16 protein-coding genes are annotated in these 20,147 nt (G+C 51.1%); 7 read left to right on the forward strand and 9 right to left on the reverse strand.

The window, feature by feature from the left end; genetic code table 11:
• Position 1: 1 nt before the first annotated feature.
• From ACJJIR_RS04160 to miaB, 6 genes are all read right to left on the reverse strand, one after another.
• Complete coding sequence (locus ACJJIR_RS04160) at positions 2-919, reverse strand: TIGR01777 family oxidoreductase (protein WP_444907434.1); 918 nt, start codon at positions 917-919, stop codon at positions 2-4.
• A gap of 114 nt (positions 920-1,033) precedes the next feature.
• Complete coding sequence (lnt, locus tag ACJJIR_RS04165) at positions 1,034-2,599, reverse strand: apolipoprotein N-acyltransferase (protein WP_444907435.1); 1,566 nt, start codon at positions 2,597-2,599, stop codon at positions 1,034-1,036.
• 60 nt (positions 2,600-2,659) lie between these two features.
• On the reverse strand, positions 2,660-3,556 hold the full coding sequence (locus ACJJIR_RS04170; RefSeq protein WP_413663108.1) for a CorC family transporter: 897 nt from the start codon (positions 3,554-3,556) through the stop codon (positions 2,660-2,662).
• A 71-nt stretch (positions 3,557-3,627) separates the two neighbouring features.
• Positions 3,628-4,098, reverse strand: coding sequence for an rRNA maturation RNase YbeY (ybeY, locus tag ACJJIR_RS04175; protein WP_444891860.1), 471 nt, complete (start codon positions 4,096-4,098; stop codon positions 3,628-3,630).
• A 16-nt stretch (positions 4,099-4,114) separates the two neighbouring features.
• Positions 4,115-5,170: a PhoH family protein gene (locus ACJJIR_RS04180; RefSeq protein WP_413663106.1), complete on the reverse strand. Its 1,056-nt coding sequence runs from the start codon at positions 5,168-5,170 to the stop codon at positions 4,115-4,117.
• Positions 5,171-5,364: 194 nt separating this feature from the next.
• Positions 5,365-6,732: a tRNA (N6-isopentenyl adenosine(37)-C2)-methylthiotransferase MiaB gene (gene miaB, locus ACJJIR_RS04185; RefSeq protein ID WP_413663105.1), complete on the reverse strand. Its 1,368-nt coding sequence runs from the start codon at positions 6,730-6,732 to the stop codon at positions 5,365-5,367.
• Positions 6,733-6,912: 180 nt separating this feature from the next.
• On the opposite strand from miaB, the gene ACJJIR_RS04190 reads away from it, so the two are divergent.
• From ACJJIR_RS04190 to olsF, 3 genes are all read left to right on the forward strand, one after another.
• A complete protein-coding gene (locus ACJJIR_RS04190; protein WP_172975496.1) occupies positions 6,913-7,245 on the forward strand; it encodes a DUF1820 family protein in 333 nt (110 codons plus the stop codon).
• A 311-nt stretch (positions 7,246-7,556) separates the two neighbouring features.
• On the forward strand, positions 7,557-8,348 hold the full coding sequence (locus tag ACJJIR_RS04195) for a UDP-2,3-diacylglucosamine diphosphatase (protein WP_444896292.1): 792 nt from the start codon (positions 7,557-7,559) through the stop codon (positions 8,346-8,348).
• On the forward strand, positions 8,345-10,018 hold the full coding sequence (gene olsF / locus ACJJIR_RS04200; RefSeq protein ID WP_444907436.1) for a bifunctional ornithine lipid synthase OlsF: 1,674 nt from the start codon (positions 8,345-8,347) through the stop codon (positions 10,016-10,018). The genes ACJJIR_RS04195 and olsF overlap by 4 nt, the downstream gene beginning before the upstream one ends.
• Before the next feature lie 85 nt (positions 10,019-10,103).
• Here olsF and ACJJIR_RS04205 read toward each other — a convergent pair whose 3' ends face one another.
• Both ACJJIR_RS04205 and ACJJIR_RS04210 read right to left on the reverse strand, forming a co-directional pair.
• Positions 10,104-11,378, reverse strand: coding sequence for an aspartate aminotransferase type Ic (locus tag ACJJIR_RS04205; protein ID WP_444907437.1), 1,275 nt, complete (start codon positions 11,376-11,378; stop codon positions 10,104-10,106).
• A 191-nt stretch (positions 11,379-11,569) separates the two neighbouring features.
• Complete coding sequence (locus ACJJIR_RS04210) at positions 11,570-12,436, reverse strand: DUF6279 family lipoprotein (RefSeq protein WP_413663101.1); 867 nt, start codon at positions 12,434-12,436, stop codon at positions 11,570-11,572.
• Between the two features lie 262 nt (positions 12,437-12,698).
• On the opposite strand from ACJJIR_RS04210, the gene nagB-II reads away from it, so the two are divergent.
• Both nagB-II and nagA read left to right on the forward strand, forming a co-directional pair.
• A complete protein-coding gene (gene nagB-II / locus ACJJIR_RS04215) occupies positions 12,699-13,697 on the forward strand; it encodes a glucosamine-6-phosphate deaminase NagB-II (protein ID WP_444907438.1) in 999 nt (332 codons plus the stop codon).
• Positions 13,698-13,729: 32 nt separating this feature from the next.
• Positions 13,730-14,860 carry an N-acetylglucosamine-6-phosphate deacetylase gene (gene nagA / locus ACJJIR_RS04220; protein WP_444907439.1) on the forward strand — a complete coding sequence of 377 codons (1,131 nt, stop codon included), beginning with the start codon at positions 13,730-13,732 and terminating at the stop codon, positions 14,858-14,860.
• Positions 14,861-14,889: 29 nt separating this feature from the next.
• Here the strand turns inward: nagA and ACJJIR_RS04225 are convergent, their stop codons facing one another.
• The gene (locus ACJJIR_RS04225; protein WP_444907440.1) at positions 14,890-15,936 is read right to left on the reverse strand and encodes a LacI family DNA-binding transcriptional regulator; all 1,047 of its coding nucleotides are present in this window, start codon (positions 15,934-15,936) and stop codon (positions 14,890-14,892) included.
• A gap of 828 nt (positions 15,937-16,764) precedes the next feature.
• Between ACJJIR_RS04225 and edd the strand changes: the two genes are divergently transcribed.
• Both edd and zwf read left to right on the forward strand, forming a co-directional pair.
• Complete coding sequence (edd, locus tag ACJJIR_RS04230; RefSeq protein WP_444907441.1) at positions 16,765-18,585, forward strand: phosphogluconate dehydratase; 1,821 nt, start codon at positions 16,765-16,767, stop codon at positions 18,583-18,585.
• A gap of 53 nt (positions 18,586-18,638) precedes the next feature.
• Entirely contained in the window at positions 18,639-20,099 is a 1,461-nt protein-coding gene (zwf, locus tag ACJJIR_RS04235; protein WP_444907442.1) for a glucose-6-phosphate dehydrogenase, read from the forward strand.
• The last annotated feature ends 48 nt before the right edge of the window (positions 20,100-20,147 follow it).

Genomic DNA, 20,147 nt, shown 5'->3' on the forward strand with positions numbered 1-20,147 from the left:
TTCAGGCGCTGGCTTTAGTGGCAGCGCCGTCACCCTTGAGCAGGTCTGAGAGGGCCTGCTCCAGAGTTGGAAATTGGAAGGTATAGCCGGTTTCCAATGCTGTACAGGGCTCGACCCTATCACTGGCTAGCAGTAATTCATCAGCCATCTCTCCAAAAGCTATCTTTAAAGCCCAGGCCGGTGAGCGTAAAAACGCCGGGCGATGCAGCTCTTTGGCCAGGATCCGGGCAAAGCTGTTGTTGGTTACAGGTTCTGGTGCACTTCCGTTAAATGGACGGCAAAGTTGATTGTCGATGGCGTGTAATATCAGCCCGACTTCGTCTTCTTCGTGAATCCAGCTCATCCAGTGCTCGCCCGAGCCCATGGGGCCGCCAAGCCCGAGCCGAAATGGTGGCAGCATTTGGGGAAGGGCGCCACCGCGCATGGAGAGAACGATAGCTGTGCGGATAATGCCTACCTTAACGCCAGAGTGCTGCAGCGGGAGCGTGGCGGCCTCCCAGTCCCGACACAGCTGTGCGGCAAAGCCCCCCCCTGGAGCGCTGTCTTCTTTCAGTAACTCCCCTCCGCGATTGCCGTAATAGCCGATTGCGGAGCCGGACAAGAAGTAGGATGGCTTGTCTCTTTGGCCCAGGGTCCAGCGAACCAGCTTCTCTGTTGTGTCCAGGCGTGAACCGCGAATTTCAGTGCGATATTTTTCTGTCCAGCGACGGGAGATGGGGGCCCCGGCAAGGTTCACAATAACATCTACGGGCTGGTTTACCTCTGCGGGATCGCGGCAGGCGTTGGCTGATTCGCCACATAAGTTTCGAACCCTGTCCGGATGTCGGCTTAATACCGTAATAGTATGGCCTCGCTCCAGCCAGCGCCGACAAAAGAGTCTGCCTATAAGCCCGGTGCCACCGCTAATCAAGCAATGCATGGGGAATCACCTTGCCTTATATTCGCTAGAAAATTGAATGGAGCATAGCAGTGATATTCAGTGGCGGTAGCTTACCGATGGCCACCCCGGCAGGGAGTGGCCACAGGGCTTGTTTTAATCGGGTAGCTCGCCACTGAGAGGGGAGTTGGATTGGGGTTCCACCCTACGGCGTAAAAACAGGGCCAGGGCCAGCATTGGGAGCGCCAAGGCAAATACCAATGAGATGCCGGCTAGCATAAACGGAGTGGCGCCACTCATCGCTCTGATATCCCCGGTCATATTCGCGCGCTCGAATTGGGGGAGTTTTTTAATAATCCTCCCCTTGGGGTCCACAATTGCCGTCACACCAGTATTTGTCCCTCTCACCAGGTAGCGACCAGTTTCCAAAGCGCGCATCTGCGCCATTTGCATATGTTGTAAGGGGCCAATAGAGGTCCCGAACCATGCATCATTGCTAATGGTCAGCAAAACCTGGGAAGACAGTGCTGAGTCGGCAACCAGCCTGGGATAGACAACCTCATAGCAGATAAGCGGCGCCCAGCTTGCACCAGCAGCATTGAGCGGCGATTGTTCGTCCGGGCCTGAGCGGATAAAGGAAGTGGGGAGATTAAAAAACTCGATAGTGCCCCGAATAAAATCCTCCAGAGGTACATACTCACCAAAGGGGACCAGGTGGCGCTTGTGATACACGCTGGGGCTCTGGCCAAAAACTGCGGCGGAGTTGTGAATACTCCGCCCCTCCTGTGTCGAACTCCGGGTGTCATAGAGAATACCGGTGATCAAATCGATGTTGGTAGTCTCAGCATTGCGTTGCAGCGCCTGCATAAGGTTGGGGGCTTGCCCGTAGAGCATGGGCAGGGCGGCTTCGGGCCAGATAATAACGTCTACATCCTGATCGCTAAGGGCGCGAGTGCCCTCCTGGTAGCGACTGATAGTTTCCCCGCGAAACTCTGGCAACCACTTCTTTTCCTGAGGAATATTAGCCTGCACCAGCCCAACGCTGATAAGAGGACCTTTTGCGGAGGTCCACTCCACTTGGGAGAGGGCAGCTCCTATTGGCCAGGGGGCCAGTGCCGCAGTGAGTAGAATGATATGGCTGTGACGCTTGAGCGGGGATAGGCGGCCGCTGACAACCAGGGCCAGCACTGCGCCGGTAAATGCCAATAGCAGGCCTATGCCGTAGACACTCAACATCGGCGCCCAGCCCGCTAGCCAGGTTTCCGTATGGCCATAGCCGGCGAAGAGCCAGGGGAAACCGGTAAAGGCCCAGCTGCGCAGCCATTCACTGATAAACCACAGTGCGGCAAAAGCCAGGGCGAAGCTGAATTTATTATCTGTGAAGCGGCCCAGAATGTAGAAGGGCGCGGCTAACAGCAGCGCCATAATAACGACGAAGCTTCCGGTGAGGGCTAGTCCTAATGGCACCGATGAGTTGCCAAAACTTGTAATCGAAACGTAGACCCAGGAAGCCCCGCTGGCGAAGAGGCCCAATCCATAGCAGAGGGCGAGCCAGAAGCTTTTGCGGCCCGGTAGCACCTGCCCTTTGGCTGCGGAGAGCAGAATCCAGGCGAATAGTGTCAGGGACAGCAGGCCGCATACCCAATAGTTAAATGGGGCAAATGAAAGTGTCATCAACCCGCCAGCTACAACGCTGGCGAGAGGAGAAAATAATCTACGCATAAAGTTGTTGTCAGGATACCCCGTTCTCTAAGGGTATCAGTGTGTTAAAGCTTGCAGTGCTCAGCTGTCTTCTTCTGGCGGTTTGCGCATATGGGCAACCCGCAAAAGGTGTATCTGGCGGCTGTCTGCATAGAGTACCCGGAACATAAAGTCACCCAGTCGGGTGACTTCGTCGCGGCCTGGCAAATGGCCGAATGACTGCATAATAAGACCGCCGACAGTGTCGAATTCTTCATCACTAAAGGCGCTCTCGAAAAATTCATTGAACTCCTCAATGGGAGTCAGAGCTTTAACGATAAAATCGTTTTCCCCAACTTTACGGATATAGCTATCCGCTTCTTCCTCGTCGGTCTCGTCTTCGATTTCACCGACAATTTCCTCGAGGATATCTTCGATAGTCACAACACCGGATACACCGCCGTACTCGTCTATCACGACCGCCATATGGTAGCGGTTCTCACGGAACTCGCGCAGGAGGATATTGAGGCGCTTGCTCTCGGGAATAATATTGGCGGGGCGGATCAGGTCTTCGAGCTGAAATCCGTCGAAACCTTTCAACAGGAGAGGGAGCAGGTCTTTGGCGAGCAATATCCCGCGTATATCATCGACACTTTCGCCGACGACAGGGAATCGGGAGTGACCTGAATCAATAATTTTGGGGAGGAACTCTTCCGGCTTATCGTGAAGGCCTACCACAACCATTTGCGAGCGTGGAATCATAATCTCGCGGACTTGCTGGCTGGAAACGTCCAGTGCGCCTTCGATAATAGAGAGCGCTTCAGCATCTACCAGCTGATTTTCAGCGGCGTCCTTGATGATGTCCAATAATTCGTCGCGAGACTTGGGTTCAGCTGAAAAGGCGCTGAACAGCTTTTCCAGCCAGCTTTTTTCACTCGCGCGGGATTTGCTCGCTGAGTGACTACTTGGGGGCTCGTCTGTGGTCATGGAAGTGGCCATGCTCCGGGGTTCTCTCGTTTGTAGATAAAATTCAGTAGCAGTTTGCCATTACTTCGGTGGTACAGCGGCTATCATCCCACTTCATCCAGTGGGGCGTAGGGGTCTGCAATGCCGAGGTTGGCGAGCAACTTCGTTTCCAGGCTTTCCATAACCTGAGCGTCTGCATCTTCGATATGGTCATAACCTAGAAGGTGCAGTGTGCCATGGACCACCATATGTGCCCAGTGCGCCGATAGTGATTTGCTCTGTTGCTCCGCTTCCAGTTCAACTACTGGGGCACAGATCACAAGATCTCCAAGCATCGGGAGATCCAGCTCCGCAGGAAAATCTGTAGGGAAGGATAAAACGTTAGTGGGTTTATCCTTGCCACGATACTGGTGATTAAGTTCCTGGCTCTCACTTTCGTCCACGATTCGCACCGACAGTTCCGCTTCGTTGCGGTGGCCGGTCAAAGCCTTGGATACCCAGTTGCTGATAGCCTCATCGGAAGGGATGTCGTGGCAGCGGCTGACCCGCTGCACATCGAGTGTTAAATCAGTCATAACTCAGGTGCGGACTCTAAGCGGCATTCTCATCGGCTTTATTGGAAATTCGATCTGCCGAGGCCATTTCCAGCTCAGCTTCATGAATATCGTAGGCCTCCACAATGCGCTGCACGAGGGGGTGGCGAACCACATCCTTGGCTCCAAAGTGGGTAAAGCTGATTCCATTAACCCGTCCCAGTACTCCAACAGCATGGCGCAAACCGGAAGCTTGGCCACGGGGCAGGTCGACCTGGCTGGGGTCACCGGTAATTACGGCGGTTGAGCCAAAGCCAATCCGCGTGAGGAACATTTTCATCTGCTCGCGGGTGGTATTTTGACTCTCATCGAGAATAACAAAGGCGTTATTCAGGGTGCGCCCGCGCATATAGGCAAGGGGAGCCACTTCGATAACGTTGCGCTCGATCAGCTTGCCAACAGTTTCAAAACCGAGCATTTCGTAGAGGGCGTCGTAGAGTGGGCGGAGGTAAGGATCTACCTTTTGGCTTAAGTCACCGGGCAGGAAGCCCAATTTCTCGCCGGCTTCAACGGCGGGGCGGACCAGGAGGATTCGCTCAACTTCATCCTTGAGCAGAGACTCCACAGCACAGGCTACCGCCAGGTAGGTTTTACCGGTACCGGCGGGTCCGATACCGAAATTGATATCATTGGTCTGCACAGCGCGAACGTATTTACGCTGATTGAGCCCTCTGGGGCGTACCGAGCACTTCTTAGTGCGAATCAGTACTACTTGGTCAGCTTCGCTGGAGTCACCGCTACCATCTTGGCCGGTGAGTTCTTCGACCCCCGCTTGCTGCAGAGCCAGGTGAATCTCATCTGGAGTGAGATAGTCCTTGGTACCGGTTTCCTTGTAGAGCCTACTGAGTAGTTCGCCAGCGGCACGCGCCGATTTGGCATCGCCGAAAAATGAAAACTGGTTGCCGCGATTTCGAATTTCGATATCCAGGCGCTGTTCTATTTGGCGTAGGTGTTGGTCGAACTGACCGCAGAGATTGGCGAGACGGCGTGCGTCGTTGGGCTCGAGAGTGATGCTGTGAGCGAGGGTTTGTGTTTCCAAATTGGTTTCCGGCACCTTTAATCCAGGGGTTATATTGCTAGGGTATACCCATTTTCCCTAAAGGGGAAAGAGGTGATTCCTACAAATAGGTTCTAACTTTACCTGATTTTAATTACGGGGCGTAATTTGGGGGGTAAGTTGAGCCTAATTTGGCGGCAGGATGTGCTTTCGAAGTACATCTTGCCGCTATTTGAGGTAATCACAAAGTCTTAGAACAGGTCTTCTTCCAGCTCAGATGTGACTAAAGTACCGCGCAGGGAGTTTGGCAGGGCCTCTTCAATCACAACATCGGCAAATTTACCGATCAGGGCGAGGTCGTCCGCACGGAAGTTGACTACCCGGTTGTTCTCGGTGCGGCCTTGCAGCTGTCCGGGGTCCTTTTTGGAAACGCCGGTTACCAGTACACGCTCGGTGTTGCCAACCATGCGGCGGGCAATAGCTGCAGCCTGCTGGTTAATCCGCGCTTGCAGCAGCTGTAGGCGCTGCTTTTTCACCTCTTCCGGGGTGTCATCGGCCAAGTCGGCAGCCGGGGTGCCTGGGCGGGGGGAGTATATAAAGCTGAAGGAGATATCGAAGCCCACGTCCTGGATCAGGTTCATGGTCGCTTCAAAGTCCCTGTCAGTTTCGCCGGGGAAGCCGATAATAAAGTCTGAAGACAGGCAGATATCCGGGCGAATTTTCTTCAAGCGGCGGATCTTGGATTTGTATTCCAGGGCGGTGTGGCCGCGTTTCATTGCCATCAGAATGCGGTCGGAGCCACTTTGTACGGGCAGATGAAGGTGACTAACCAGTTCTGGCACCTGTCCGTAGACATCGATCAGCGCATCGGAGAACTCTACCGGGTGAGAGGTCGTATAGCGGATACGGTCGATTCCATCAATCGCTGCCACATAAGTGATCAGCTCGGCGAAATCCACTTCGTGGCCATCTTCTCCAGTAGCGCGGTAGGCGTTTACGTTTTGCCCAAGCAGGTTCACCTCGCGGACACCCTGGTCTGCCAGGTGGGCGATCTCTTCGAGTACATCGGCCACAGGGCGGCTGACTTCTTCGCCACGGGTGTAGGGAACCACGCAGAAAGTGCAGTACTTGGAGCAGCCCTCCATAATAGAGACAAATGCGGTGGCGCCGTCGGCCTCTGGCTGGGGCAGGCGATCAAACTTCTCGATCTCCGGGAAGCTCACATCGACGATAACTGCGCCGCTTTTTTGCTCTTTGGTCTCCATCATCTCCGGCAGGCGATGCAAGGTCTGGGGACCAAAGATCAAGTCTACATGGGGTGCGCGCTTGGCAATCGCCTCGCCTTCCTGACTGGCTACACAGCCGCCAACACCAATCACCAGGTCGGGATTTTTTTCCTTCAGGTGCTTCCAACGGCCCAGCTGGTGGAACAGCTTTTCCTGTGCTTTCTCGCGGATAGAACAGGTGTTGACCAATAGTACATCCGCCTCGTCGGGATCGTCGGTAGGTACCATGTCGTGGGACTCGCCGAGCAGATCGCGCATCCTCGCGGAATCGTACTCATTCATTTGGCAGCCGTGGGTCTTAATATATAGCTTTTTCACCGATGTTTCGGACATATCGCGCCTGGTTAAAAACTGGTCAACAATTAGGGTGGGGCATTATAGCGATACGACCCGGCACTGCATAGATGGCTATATTAGCTGTTGCGAACCTGTGCTATTCTTGCGCGCTTTTTCGGGCTTTGCCCGTTCTTTGATCAATTTGAGCTTCGGGGTCATCCCCATCCTGAGAGACTTATGGCCAACCCGATTTATAAAGTTATTTTCCACAATCAAAACCAAGTGTACGAACTCTACGCTCGGGCCATCTATCAAAGTGATATGTACGGCTTTATCGAGGTGGAGGAGTTTGTATTTGGGGAAAAGGCTCAGCTTGTGGTCGATCCCAGTGAGGAAAAGCTGAAAACCGAATTTGCTTCGGTAACCCGTTCCTATATTCCGATGCACAGCATCGTGCGTATCGATGAAGTGGAAAAAGAGGGCACCGGCAAGATTGTTGAAGTAAAGGGTGACAAAGTTGCCAAGTTTCCTTTTGCTCCGCCTATCCGTCATCCCCAGGACACAGAGTAAGCTTTATTTTTACTCTGAATCAGGCCGGGCTCTATGCCCGGTTTTTAGCGCCAAAATCATCCGCTGCACCTTTTTTTCCTCTGCAATATAAGCTTCAATAAAAATCCTCCTGACTGTCATCAAATCGCTGCAAAGTGGTTGCGCTGACGATCAACGACGTTCTGTATTTAGTTGATCTCAATTTGCTAGCAAGAGAGCAAATACGGATTTATCGATTTTTCTCAAGTTAGCTCAAGCGACGACCTACATTTTTGCCGCGTATCTGCCCTGATTTTTATGGGTTGATAACTGGTACAGACTGGAACTTTGCTATGAGCAATCGCTATCGCGCACTGTGGATTTCCGATGTCCATTTGGGCAGCAGAGACAGTGAGCCCCATCGACTTGCAGATTTTCTGGCTCAGAATCGCGCCGATACGGTCTATCTGGTTGGGGATATTTTTGATATGCAGGCACTCGCTCAAGGACGAGGTACATGGTGCCAGGCCTCTTCGCTGCTACTGGAAATGCTTTCCGAATTAAGTAGCCTGACGCCTGAAGTCATTTATATTCCTGGAAACCACGACGCTCCAATGCGCAGCTGGGCCGGAAAGCGGCTCGGCAATATCCGAATTGAAAAAGACTATATCCACACCGCTTCCAATGGGCGCCGCTTTTGGGTGACCCACGGCGATCAGTTTGAACACCGAATTAAAATAAATCCAATCAGTTACCATATCGGCGATCGCAGTTATTACCTGATGTTGCGCTTTAATCGCTGGATCAATTATTGGCGCAATCGATTTAATAAGCCTTGGTGGTCGCTGGCCAGCCAGATAAAAAATCGTGTGGGTGCAGCTCGACAAATGATGAGTGATTTTGAGGATGTCGCCACCCGTGAAGCGATATCGCGGGGATTTGATGGTGTTATTTGTGGCCATATCCATAGGCCTGCCCTTAGAAATAAAACAGTGTGTGGGGATGCTGTGACCTATGCGAATTGTGGTGATTGGGTCGACTCTATGAGTGCGGTTGTAGAACAACAAGATGGCAATTTAGATCTTTTACATTGGTATCGGACTCCAAAAATTGCCAGCATAATGACAGAGGTGGTTGCGGCATGATTCATCTTGAGACTCTTTTGCAGAAAAACGCCTGGTACAGCGCGGCACCACAAAAAACCACGCGAAAATTGGTTTCTGCCACAGTAAAGAAAATCTGTTGTGAGGAGCAGCTACAGGAATTTACCAGCAGTTACCCCCACCTTGGCGGCCTGGATTTTATTCGCCAGGTATTCGATGACTTGAATTTTCGCTACGAATTAAATCCATCAGAGTTGGCTCGGGTTCCCACTAGTGGGCCGCTGGTGATTGTGTCTAATCACCCCTTAGGAAGCCTGGATGGTCTCGCTCTGATCGATATGGTGGCGCGGGTACGGAAAGATGTTCGAGCTGTCGCAAGCCAATTATTATGGAACATAAAATCCCTGCGCCCCTGTTTATTGCCCGTAGATAACTTTAATGGGCGTACCCGTCGAGCCGATATTGAAGGTATCTATAGCCATTTAGGTGACGGGGGAGCGATTATCATTTTCCCGGCGGGCGAAGTATCCAGGCTCACCCCCCATGGGGTTCGGGATGGACGCTGGAATTCAGGCTTTGCTCGTTTTGCGGAAAAAACCAATGCGCCGATATTGCCGGTGCAGGTTTTAGGGAGGAATTCCTGGTGGTTCTATGGCCTCTCAATGTTGAACAAGCCTCTCTCGACTTTATGGTTGATTAGGGAGATGTTTAAACAGGCCAGCCGCAGTATCGATATTCGTATAGGACGCCCCCTGGAAGCGGAACACTTTCGTAGCTGGCCGCTAACACCCCGCGCCAAGGCTGCCCTGTGGCGTAAACATGTCTACCAATTACATCGTTCGCCCGCCCCTCTGGGGCCGGAATTAATTGTTGAAGCTGAGCCAAAAGTCGATGTAGCGCGAGTGGTTGAGTCCTGTGTATCACTCTCTGAACTGGGTAATTTTTCTGTGCGTTTATATCGGCAGAAAGCAGATTGCCCCGTCATGCGGGAATTGGCCAGAGTGAGGGAGATTGCCTTTCGCTCAGTGGGGGAGGGGACCGGCCAGAGTCGGGATTGGGATGCGTTTGATGCTCATTACGACCATCTATTGTTGTGGGATGCAGAAAATCGACAGATTGCAGGAGCTTACCGCATAGCAGCGACCGAGGCGCTCTCGGATGATCAGATATACAGCAGTACGCTATTTAATTACCCGCAGCCTCCTCGGCAGTGCCTGCCAGATTCTGCTGAGCTAGGGCGTAGCTTCCTACTGCCAGAATATTGGAGAGGGCGCGGGTTGGACCTGCTCTGGTGTGCTATTGGACAGTGGGTATTGCGCAATAAGGTACGCTACCTATTTGGCCCAGTGTCTATGCCCGGTACATTTTCCGTGAGAGCGAAGTCCGTTATTGTGCGCTATTTTTCCCATTATTTTGCTCCTGAAAACTCCTTGGGGGATGCTCGACTGCCATTTCCGGAAGCACAATCTGAACTGCCTGAATTACTTGGGGATTCGGTGTCAGATATGCGTCAATTGAAGCATATTTTGCGTGAGGAGGGCGTTATGCTACCTCCCCTATTTAAAAAGTATGCCTCTGTTACTAAAACGGGAGGGACCAGTTTCCACGCCTTTAATATTGACCCGGATTTTTGCGATGCTGTGGATGGGCTGGTCGTTGTTGATTTATCAAAAGTGGACGAGAAGTTTGCTAAACGTTATTTATCCAGCTGACTTAGAAGCGACTCTTTATGAAAAAGGCAGCGTAAAGCTGCCTTTTTTGATGATTCAGGAAATCTCACCTGGAATTTTTGGATGGTTAAATTTTGCCAAGCTTTTTACGTAGACTCACCAGTTTGACACAGAGGACGAAAACAGACATTGCGGTATCCAGTTCTTCCAGCGGTGGGAAACTGGGTGCAATACGAATATTGCTGTCCTCAGGGTCCTTACCATAAGGGAAGGTAGCGCCGGCAGGTGTTAATTTTACTCCTGCATCTGCAGCCATTTTAACCACTGCTTTTGCGCAACCGGGAAGGGTATTAAAGGAAACAAAATAACCCCCTTCAGGTTTTTCCCAAGTACCCATATCTGCATCGGTGAGGGCATTATGTAAATGCTCCAGAACACACTCGAACTTCGGGCGAAGAATATCTGCATGTTTATGCATGTGTTCTGTCAGACTGGTGTGTTCGGTAAAAAATCTCGAGTGACGCAATTGGTTGACTTTGTCAGGACCAATGGTCATTGCCTGCATTTGGCCTTTGAGGGAATCGAGATTTGCCTGGCTGGCGCTCACAAACGCAACGCCTGCGCCAGCGTGGGTGACTTTTGAAGTTGAGGCAAACTGTATTACGGAGTCTGCAGTATCATTTTCCAGGGTTGCTGTGCGAATATTTGGCAGATTTACATAGTTGCCAATGTCGTGCACCGAATAGGCATTGTCCCAAAATATCCGGAAGCTAGCGCCGGCAAATTGTCCCAACTGTGCCAATCTTTCTACAGTTTCCTTGCTGTAAGTGGCTCCTGTTGGATTTGAAAACTTGGGCACACACCAGATACCAACAATCTCTGCATCTTCGCGCACGAGCTTTTCCACAAGCTCCATGTCGGGCCCCTGCTCTCCCATGGGCACGTTAATCATCTCGATACCCAGCTGCTCACAGATCGTAAAATGGCGGTCATAGCCGGGAACAGGACAGAGAAATTTGGGAGCTTTTAATTCGCGCCAGGGGGTAGTGCCCGCAAAGCCGAACAGGTAACCGGTGACTAGGGCGTGATACATCAGTGTGAGAGAGCTGTTGCCTCCGGCAATCACTTCGTTGACCGGCACTTGAAGCATTTCGGCTCCCAGCTCCCTTGAGCAGGTCAGGCCGATTAAGCCACCGTAGTTGCGAGTGTCGGTACCGTCTGCCGCTCGATAGTCACCGGAGAGAATTCCATCAAGTTTATCGGAAAGTTTTAATTGCTCCGCCGAGGGCTTTCCACGTGTGATATCCAGGCTTAACTCGTGTTGACAGATCTTGTTGTAGTGAGCGCTTAATTCTTTTTCCCACTCGATCAATTGTTCCTGTGTGGCGGATTCGATATGCACTTGAATTCCCCTGGCTGGTAATGTGAGTTGGCGAGCTTATCAGCCTTAGGTCGCTTTCGTCAGCAGGAAATCACACATGATTATTAGTTTCTCTTGAATCTATTGGGTGGAATTTATCCTGGATACGCTAGATTTTTGAGGTGTCATGTCGTTCATTAGTTCGGCGGTGGTGTTGGGATCTGGGTGTCTGATTATTGGCTGGCTAGAGAGCGGAAGTCCTGGGCATAGTCGCGCAGAGTTTTGCTTAGATGACGGCGTTGTGTGGGGCTGGTACTGGATAGAATTTGTTCTCCCAGTTCGCGAGCTTGGGTTTTGCGCTGCTCTTGCGCCTTGCGATATTCGTCAGACCAAAGTTGGTCTGGGTTTTCCAGCAGACCGCGCAACTGTTGTTGGTATCCATCAGGCTTCTGTCGGAGAAGCTCAATGGCATGTTGCTGCCAAATCATATGTTGTTCGTTACGTAAAACAGGGTTGTACTCTACCTGCTTTACCCAGGCTGCGATCAGCTGCTTTTGTTGCTCGGTTAAACTTCCCAGCCATCGCCTGCTCTCCCGGCGAATTTGCCGATCGCGGTGTCGTTGTATTTTCCACGGCGAGCGCTGCCATTTTTCCAGTGTTTTCTGCTGCTTTTTGGCCAAGTTGTGTTGCAGGCGATCAATCTGTTGTGGCGTTAACTGCGCCACAATGGGAAGCATTAAGTTGAAGGCGTTGTTACTGGCGCTTTCGATGAAGTGGTACACCTCTTTTTCAACTGGGGCCAGCTGAGGATTCTCAAGTTGGCCTTGATCTACTTTATCTGCCAGTTGGCTCAGGAAATCGGCATATTTTGGTAGCTGTGTTTGGCGGTGCCAGTGAAAGAAGCTGTTTAGAGCCCCTTGAAACTCCAGCTCTTGCTGGGAATTTAAGTCGACATAGTCACGAAGCTTCCAGCGAATCCAATAGTCAATGTTGTTATAGGCGAATTGAATGCTGGAGCAGCTGCTAAGTAAGCTCGCAACTACAAGGAGAATGATTAAACGCCATTTTTGTGTGGTGCAACTGCCCGGGGTTTGGGGCATTGATCCTTCCTGTAGATATGGTCGGCAGCGACTGATAGGGGTGCCTTAAGCATAGATTAAAAAGGTATACCCAATTCCAGTTTTGTTGTGACAGTAATGGGGTTTCGGGTTGGCGAGCTAGTGGACGTTTGAAAACAAAGCAGGACGATTAATGGCGTCAATTAACCGAGGTGAAGTATTGCTGGGCATAGACTGATTGATGGAGCTCGGTATTAATGTGAGAACTGGGTTCATATTTTGAGTGAGTCAGGTAGGAAGTATTATGGTTACCACGGTCATGGAGGCTGAGGCTCGTGAGGCGCCGGATAGGATTGCTGAACAGCTGCATTCCAATGCCAATATAATGTCTCATCTGGGAGAGCGGCTGCGCCAGAAGCCTCCTCGTTTCGTGATGATTGTGGGGAGGGGGTCTTCTGATCATGCGGGCGTCTTTGCCAAGTATCTGATAGAGATTGAAACTGGTACCCCTACTTTTGCTGCCGCACCGTCGGTCTCCAGTGTTTATGGTCGCAAATTAAAGCTCGATGAGGCCCTGGTTATCGTCATTTCCCAGTCTGGGAGAAGCCCAGATATTCTGACCCAGGCCCGCATGGCGAGAGAGCAGGGGGCTTATACCGTCGCTTTACTTAACGATGAAGATGCGCCGATTAAAGATGTGGTTGACTTGGTAATTCCCTTAAAGGCTGGCCCGGAAAAAGCGGTTGCAGCTACTAAAAGTTACCTGGCGACCCTATCTGCGATACTGCAGATGGTCGCCAACTGGACGCAGGATCCCGCTCTTTGTAGTGCTCTGGAAAAGTTGCCGGAAACTTTGAGAACTGCGGTGCGGGCTGAAATTCAATTGCGTCCGGAAAACCTGGCCTCGGTACAAAATCTGGTAGTTTTGGGGCGGGGTCCCGGTTATGGGATTACCCGGGAACTGGCGCTGAAGTTAAAAGAAGTCTGCAATATCCATGCGGAGTCCTATTCCAGTGCGGAATTCTTGCATGGCCCCGTTACGCTGGTGGAAGGGAAATTGACAGTGGTGAATGTTCCAATCGAGGATGAGTCATTCCCCACACACAGCCAGCAGATCGATGAAATTCGACGGCGTGGGGCGGCTCTGATTAATTTGCATGTGCCGAGTAAGGGGGTTCACCCGAGGGTGGCTCCACTGGCGCTGTTGCAGCGTTTTTATATCGATGTGGCCCACGTGGCGGTAAGTCGGGGGATTAATCCCGATGAGCCGGCGGGTTTAAAGAAAGTTACTCAGACAGTCTGAATAAAACAGAAAATAATATTTGGGAGGGGGAAGTGGGGGTTATCCTGATTGCTGAAAAGCTATTTGATGGCGAGCGCATACTTGCAGATGTTGCTATCACCATTGGAGATAGCGGACTGATTTCCGCAGTGGGTGGGGGAGTGAGTTCCGATGCTGAGCGCTTACCGGGTTTGTTGGTGCCGGGCTTTATTGATATCCAGGTCAATGGTGGTGGTGGTGTACTGTTTAATCAGGAGCCCTCAGTTAATGCGCTTCAGAAAATAAGCGAAGCCCATAGTCAGTTTGGTACCAGTGCTTTCCTACCCACCTTGATTACGGATAGCTTTGCAGTGATGCAGCGGGCAGCCGATGCGGTAAGTGGGGCCTTGTCCAGCGGTGTTCCGGGTGTGATTGGAGTACATTTTGAGGGGCCGCATTTAAGTGAGGCCAAAAAGGGTACCCATGAAGGAGGGTTTATCCGCTCTTTGAGTCATGAGGAGCTTTCCCTCTACGCCCGGGAAGACCTGGGAATCCGCTTGGTCACTCTGGCGCCAGAGTGTGTATCGGTATCCGATATCCGAAAGTTGGTTTCCCTGGGGGTTCATGTTTGTCTCGGCCATTCGAATGCGAGTGCTGAAATTGTTGAAGCTGCGTTGGATGCTGGAGCGACAGGATTTACCCACTTATACAATGCAATGTCCCCGCTCCATTCGCGTGAGCCGGGTATGGTGGGGACAGCTCTGATCCGGGATGATGCCTGGTGTGGATTAATTGCCGATGGCCACCATGTCAGTACCGGCGCTATGGCGTTAGCTTTGAAAGCAAAACCTCGCGGTAAGTTGTTACTGGTAACCGATGCAATGTCGCTAGTGGGCAGTGATGCCACCAGTTTTCCCCTATTTGATCGAGTGGTTACACGAGAAGGGGATAAACTGACCTCCAGTACCGGAGAGTTAGCGGGTTCTCACTTGGATATGATCGGCGCGGTTAAAAATATCCGCGACTGGTGTGGGATTGAATTGCCGGAAGCACTGCGCATGGCAAGTTTGTATCCGGCGCAGTTCCTTGGTCTGGGAGCAGGTGTAATCACTGAAGGGGCCCGAGCGGATATGGTTTTATTAGGTGAGGATCTGCAAGTGAATAGGACCTGGAGCCTGGGGCGTGAAATTTATCGACGAAATTAACTTTCCAGATCTCTCTTAAGCTGAAGGGGTTATTTGGGTGCGGGGCCAGTGGATTGTCGAATAATTAACTCGGGGGTGAAGCTACGGTATGTTTCACTCTCTTGCCCAGAACCATTGAGTTCTTTTGAACTTTTACACTGAATTTTCTCAAGCAGTAATTCTGCTGCCGAGCGGGCGATTTCCTGGTTGGGTTGGTGTGCGGTTGTAAGTTTGGGCCAGGTTTGTCGAGAAAATGGGCTGTCTTCAAATCCTGCGATAGAGACTTGCCCGGGAACATCAATCTTTAACATACGGGCGGCAAATAGAGCGCCCGCTGCGATTTCGTCATTAGCGGCAAATATTGCTGAGGGAGGTTTGTCGCTGTCGAGGATCTTTCTCGCATTGATCTCGCCCGATTCAAATGAATATTTCCCTTCAACAATCAAATGTCGGTCTACTGCTATTCCTGCATCTTCGAGTGCCTGGCTGTATCCATTTTGACGCCCCAATGTGGAAAGGTGCTCCTCGCCTCCGCTTAAATAAGCGATACGTTTGTGCCCGAGTGAAAGTAGGTGCTGGGTAATATTGTAGGCGGCCTGGCGGTCATCAATCTGTATAGACTTTCCCTTTGCTTTCTCTGTATTGGTGGAGGAAATAATTCGCACAAATTCCACATTCATGGATTGGAGCGTATCGATAAAAGAAGGTGACTCTGAAAAAGGGGGGGTCAGGACCAATCCGGCTACTTTGCCGTGCTCGACCAGTTTATTCAGGTCGCTGTGGATAACTGGAGATTTCGAATTGCAAGGATGGATAAGTAGCTCATACCCTTTTGCTCTGCAGGCCTCCAATATGCCGTTTTGCATATCGATAACGTAGTGGGCATTAGGGTTGTCATAAATAAATGCGATGGAATAGGAGTGTGTCCCCGCCAGATTCCGCGCTGCCAGACTGGGTGTGTAGTTCAGGCTTTTGACTGCGTCGAGCACTTTTTGCCGAGTGGCTGCGCGTACAGAGGGCTCATTATTGATCACCCTGGACACTGTTTTGATAGATACGCCGGCGCGCTCGGCAACATCGTTAATTGTGACTTTCATGCATCAACTAGTTCTATCTGAGCCTTGGCCTTGCTGGCATCGACAAGTAAGTATTGCTGGAAGGTGGGATTTTAACAGTTATGAGTCTGCAATTAGCTTATGGGGTGCGCCTCCTTTCTTAATTTGTGGGTAATTTGTAGTTTTTTATCCCAATTCTTTGAGATTCCTAGACCTTATCATTTGTCTGTAAAAATCCTACACTTAAGTAAGGCCAATCTTTCACTTTGTGACTGAATGAAGGCATTAAGTTTCCCATTATTAAAGAAAATGATGGCTTTTACGCCAAATACTTCCTATATGCCTATCTCCTCTGGTCAACATCTTCAATCACTATTTGAAGCCTCTTGAAAATTTTTGTAGTTTTACTACATAATGCGCATCAATAAGATTGAGTGGCTACAGATTGGGTGAATTACTCAAGCCGGGCGTCCAAAGTCTCTACCACCTCAGTGGGGAGGAGGTTCCGGCATTGTTGGATCACTAATATTCAGCTCTAAGAGCGGGAAGAGGTTCGGAAGTGAGATTTCTACCCGATAACAGGATTTCCCATGAGTCTCCATAAGCAGTCTTGCCGTGGGCTGAAAGGTTGTCCGCTGGAATGATTGGGTTTCCAGCGATCTGATAAAAGCAACTTTGTTCCTCCTGCTTCAGATTTACGATTGGGCAATAGGACATTGATGGCACTACAACCAAAGGGTTGCAGTGGGAGCCATTCCGCCGAAAGGCGCTCCACGGAAAGATAATCACAGGTGGCTGATGCCACTGAAATGTGACCCTGGTGGTTTTTGTAACTAGAGACCACCTCAACAGAGTTATTACGGAATAGTCATGGTTCACAGCAAGCTTCAGACCGTTACCGAACGCATCATTAAGCGCAGCGAAGAAACTCGTGCAGAGTATCTGGCGCAGGTTGAGAAAGCGCATATTGAAGGGCGGGCAGCGGCACATGTGTCTTGCGGAAACTTAGCCCACGCAATAGCTGCATCTCCGGAAGGTGATAAGCAGTTGATCGCCTCTGGGCGGGGGCCGAACCTGGGTATCGTCAACGCCTACAACGATATGTTGTCCGCTCATCAGCCTTATGGTGCCTACCCTGCTCAATTGAAAGAGGCAGCTGCGCGCAATGGCGCAACGGCCCAGGTTGCCGGTGGCGTTCCGGCAATGTGCGATGGGGTGACTCAAGGGCGTGCAGGGATGGAACTCAGCCTGTTTTCGCGGGATGTGATTGCCATGTCTACAGCAATCGCGCTTTCGCATGATGTTTTCGAAGGAGCCATATTCCTGGGTATCTGCGACAAAATTGTCCCCGGCCTGGTTATTGGTGCTCTTTCTTTTGGCCACTTGCCTTCAATTTTTGTTCCTGCGGGTCCAATGCCCACAGGCCTGTCCAATGCGGAAAAAGTCCGGGTTCGCCAGCTGTATGCTGAAGGAAAAGTAGGGCGGTCTGAACTATTGGAAGCCGAGAGTGCTTCATACCATAGTGCCGGCACCTGCACCTTTTACGGCACTGCCAACAGTAACCAGATGTTGGTAGAAATTATGGGGCTGCAATTGCCCGGCAGTTCCTTCGTAAACCCCGGTACTGATTTGCGCTCGGCATTAAATGAAGCTGCCGTGGCGCAATTGGTAAAAATTACTGAACCTAGCCAGCACACTTCGGTAGCTAAAATTCTCACCGAAAAAGCATTCGTCAACGGAGTGGTGGGACTGCTCGCTACCGGCGGATCCACAAACCACACATTGCACCTTATTGCGATGGCGCGTGCAGCAGGTATTCAGTTGACTTGGCAGGATATGGCCGACCTCTCTGAAGTGGTGCCGTTGCTTTGTCATGTGTACCCGAACGGCACTGCGGATATCAACCACTTTGCCGCAGCCGGCGGTATGCAGTTCCTGATTCGCGAACTCCGCTCCGCTGGCCTTTTACACGATGATGTGCACACAGTACTCGGTAATTCCGGTCTCGAACCTTACTGTGAAGACCCCTTCCTCAACAGTGATGCTGGCGGTGGTGTGGTTTGGAAACCCACTCCAGAAGAGAGCGGTGATACGACGGTCATTCGTCCAGCCACAGACCCTTTCTCCCAGCATGGTGGTTTGCAGTTGCTCGAAGGAAATCTTGGGCGCAGTGTAATCAAAGTCTCTGCGGTTAAATCTGAGCACCTCAAAGTGAAGGCTCCGGCCATTGTTCTGGATAACCAGGACGACCTGCTCAAGCGATTCAAAGCCGGTGAGCTAGAGCGTGACTTTGTCGTTGTAGTGAGATTCCAGGGACCTCGTGCCAACGGTATGCCGGAACTGCACAAGTTAACACCGACGTTGGGGGTGCTGCAGGATCGTGGCTTTAAAGTGGCGTTAGTCACTGATGGGCGTATGTCCGGCGCTTCCGGGAAAGTCCCTGCTGCCATTCATATGTCACCGGAAGCCGTAGAAGGCGGTGCGATTGCCAAGGTGCAAGAGGGCGACATGATTGAGCTCGATTCAGAGGCCGGTATTTTACGCGTGCTGGTAGATGAAGCTGAATTTAATGCCCGCCAACCGGCCCAGTGTGATCTGTCTGAAAGTGCCCGTGGTACGGGCCGTGAACTTTTCGCTAATATGCGCGGGCTTGCCAGCGGTGCAGAGACCGGTGCAAGTATTCTTTATTGATTATTACGGAGCCAAACAGGCTCCGAGAAAAGAACGATCTCAGAGCAAAATTTATGATTAACCCTTTTGATATGGTGTTATTTGGTGGAGGCGGAGACCTTGCACTGCGCAAGTTACTACCGGCACTTTACCGAGCATTTAGAGAGGGCAGCTTGGTTGAGGGCTGTCGCATCCTTCCGGTGTGTCGCCGCCAATCAGATGTTGATCAATATATCGATACAGCCCACCAGGCACTGCAAAAATATCTCCGTGAGGGTGAGTACAGTGCTTCGAGCTGGGACCAATTTAGCCAATTACTTTGTCCGATCGCACTGGATATTGCCGTACCGGATAGCCAGTGGGATCACCTGGCAGAAATTCTCGGTTCCGACTCAGAGCGGGTTCGTATTTTCTATTTGGCAATACCGCCCGCGGTATTTGGCCCCTGCTGCGAAAACCTCTCCGTAAAAGGCCTTATCACTGGAAATTCCAGGGTCGTGGTAGAAAAACCGCTGGGCTATAACGCCCAAACCTCTGATGAAATTAACAGTAAAATTGCCAGTTACTTCCCGGAAGATAGTATCTTCCGTATCGATCACTACCTGGGTAAAGAAACTGTCCAAAACCTTCTTGCACTGCGTTTTAGCAATGTATTGTTTGAGCATCTTTGGGATGCAAAAACCATTGATCATATCCAGATCAGTATTTCAGAAACCGTAGGCCTGGAAGGGCGTGCGGGTTTTTATGATGAAACTGGTGCTATGCGGGATATGGTGCAAAACCATCTGCTGCAACTGCTGTGCCTTATCGCCATGGAATCTCCCAACAGTATGTCGGCGAAGAATATCCGTGCAGAAAAAATTAAGGTGCTTGAGGCTTTGCGCCCGCTTACCGGTAATTTGGTCGATAAAAACGTTGTGCGTGGCCAGTATATAGCTGGTCAAATAAATGGCAATGATGTTCCTGGTTACCTCGATGAACTCGACGGTGGAACCAGTTCAACCGAAACCTTCGTTGCCATTCGAGCACATATCGATAGTTGGCGTTGGGCAGGGGTGCCGTTTTACTTGCGTACCGGCAAGCGCATGGAGAAGCGTTGTGCCGAAATTGTAGTGCAGTACAAAAATGTTTCTCATCATGTATACGATGAGTCAGCCGGAAAGGTTGTTCCCAATCGCTTGGTTATTCGCTTACAGCCGGAAGAAAGTATCAAGCTGGTTTTGATGGCGAAAAAAATGGACAGTCTCACCACTGAGTTGCAACCGGCCGAATTGAATTTAACCCTTTCTGATACTTATGACAGTTTCCGCAGCGACGCTTATAAGCGCCTGATGTTGGATGCTGCAGCAAATAATCCCGCGCTTTTTATCCACCGTGACGAAGTTGCCGCTGCCTGGGCGTGGGTGGATCCAATTATTGAGCATTGGCGCGAAACGGCTAATCAGCCGCAGCCCTATCCTGCAGGTAGCTGGGGGCCAGAAGGGGCAGAAAAACTGCTGTCACGCAGTGATCGTCATTGGTTTAACGCTCAGTAATAATCTGGAAATCCGGCGCAGCTATTGAATTTACCGCGCCGGTTTCCA

The sequence above is a fragment of the Microbulbifer maximicatervae (SeqCode) genome (assembly GCF_052467385.1).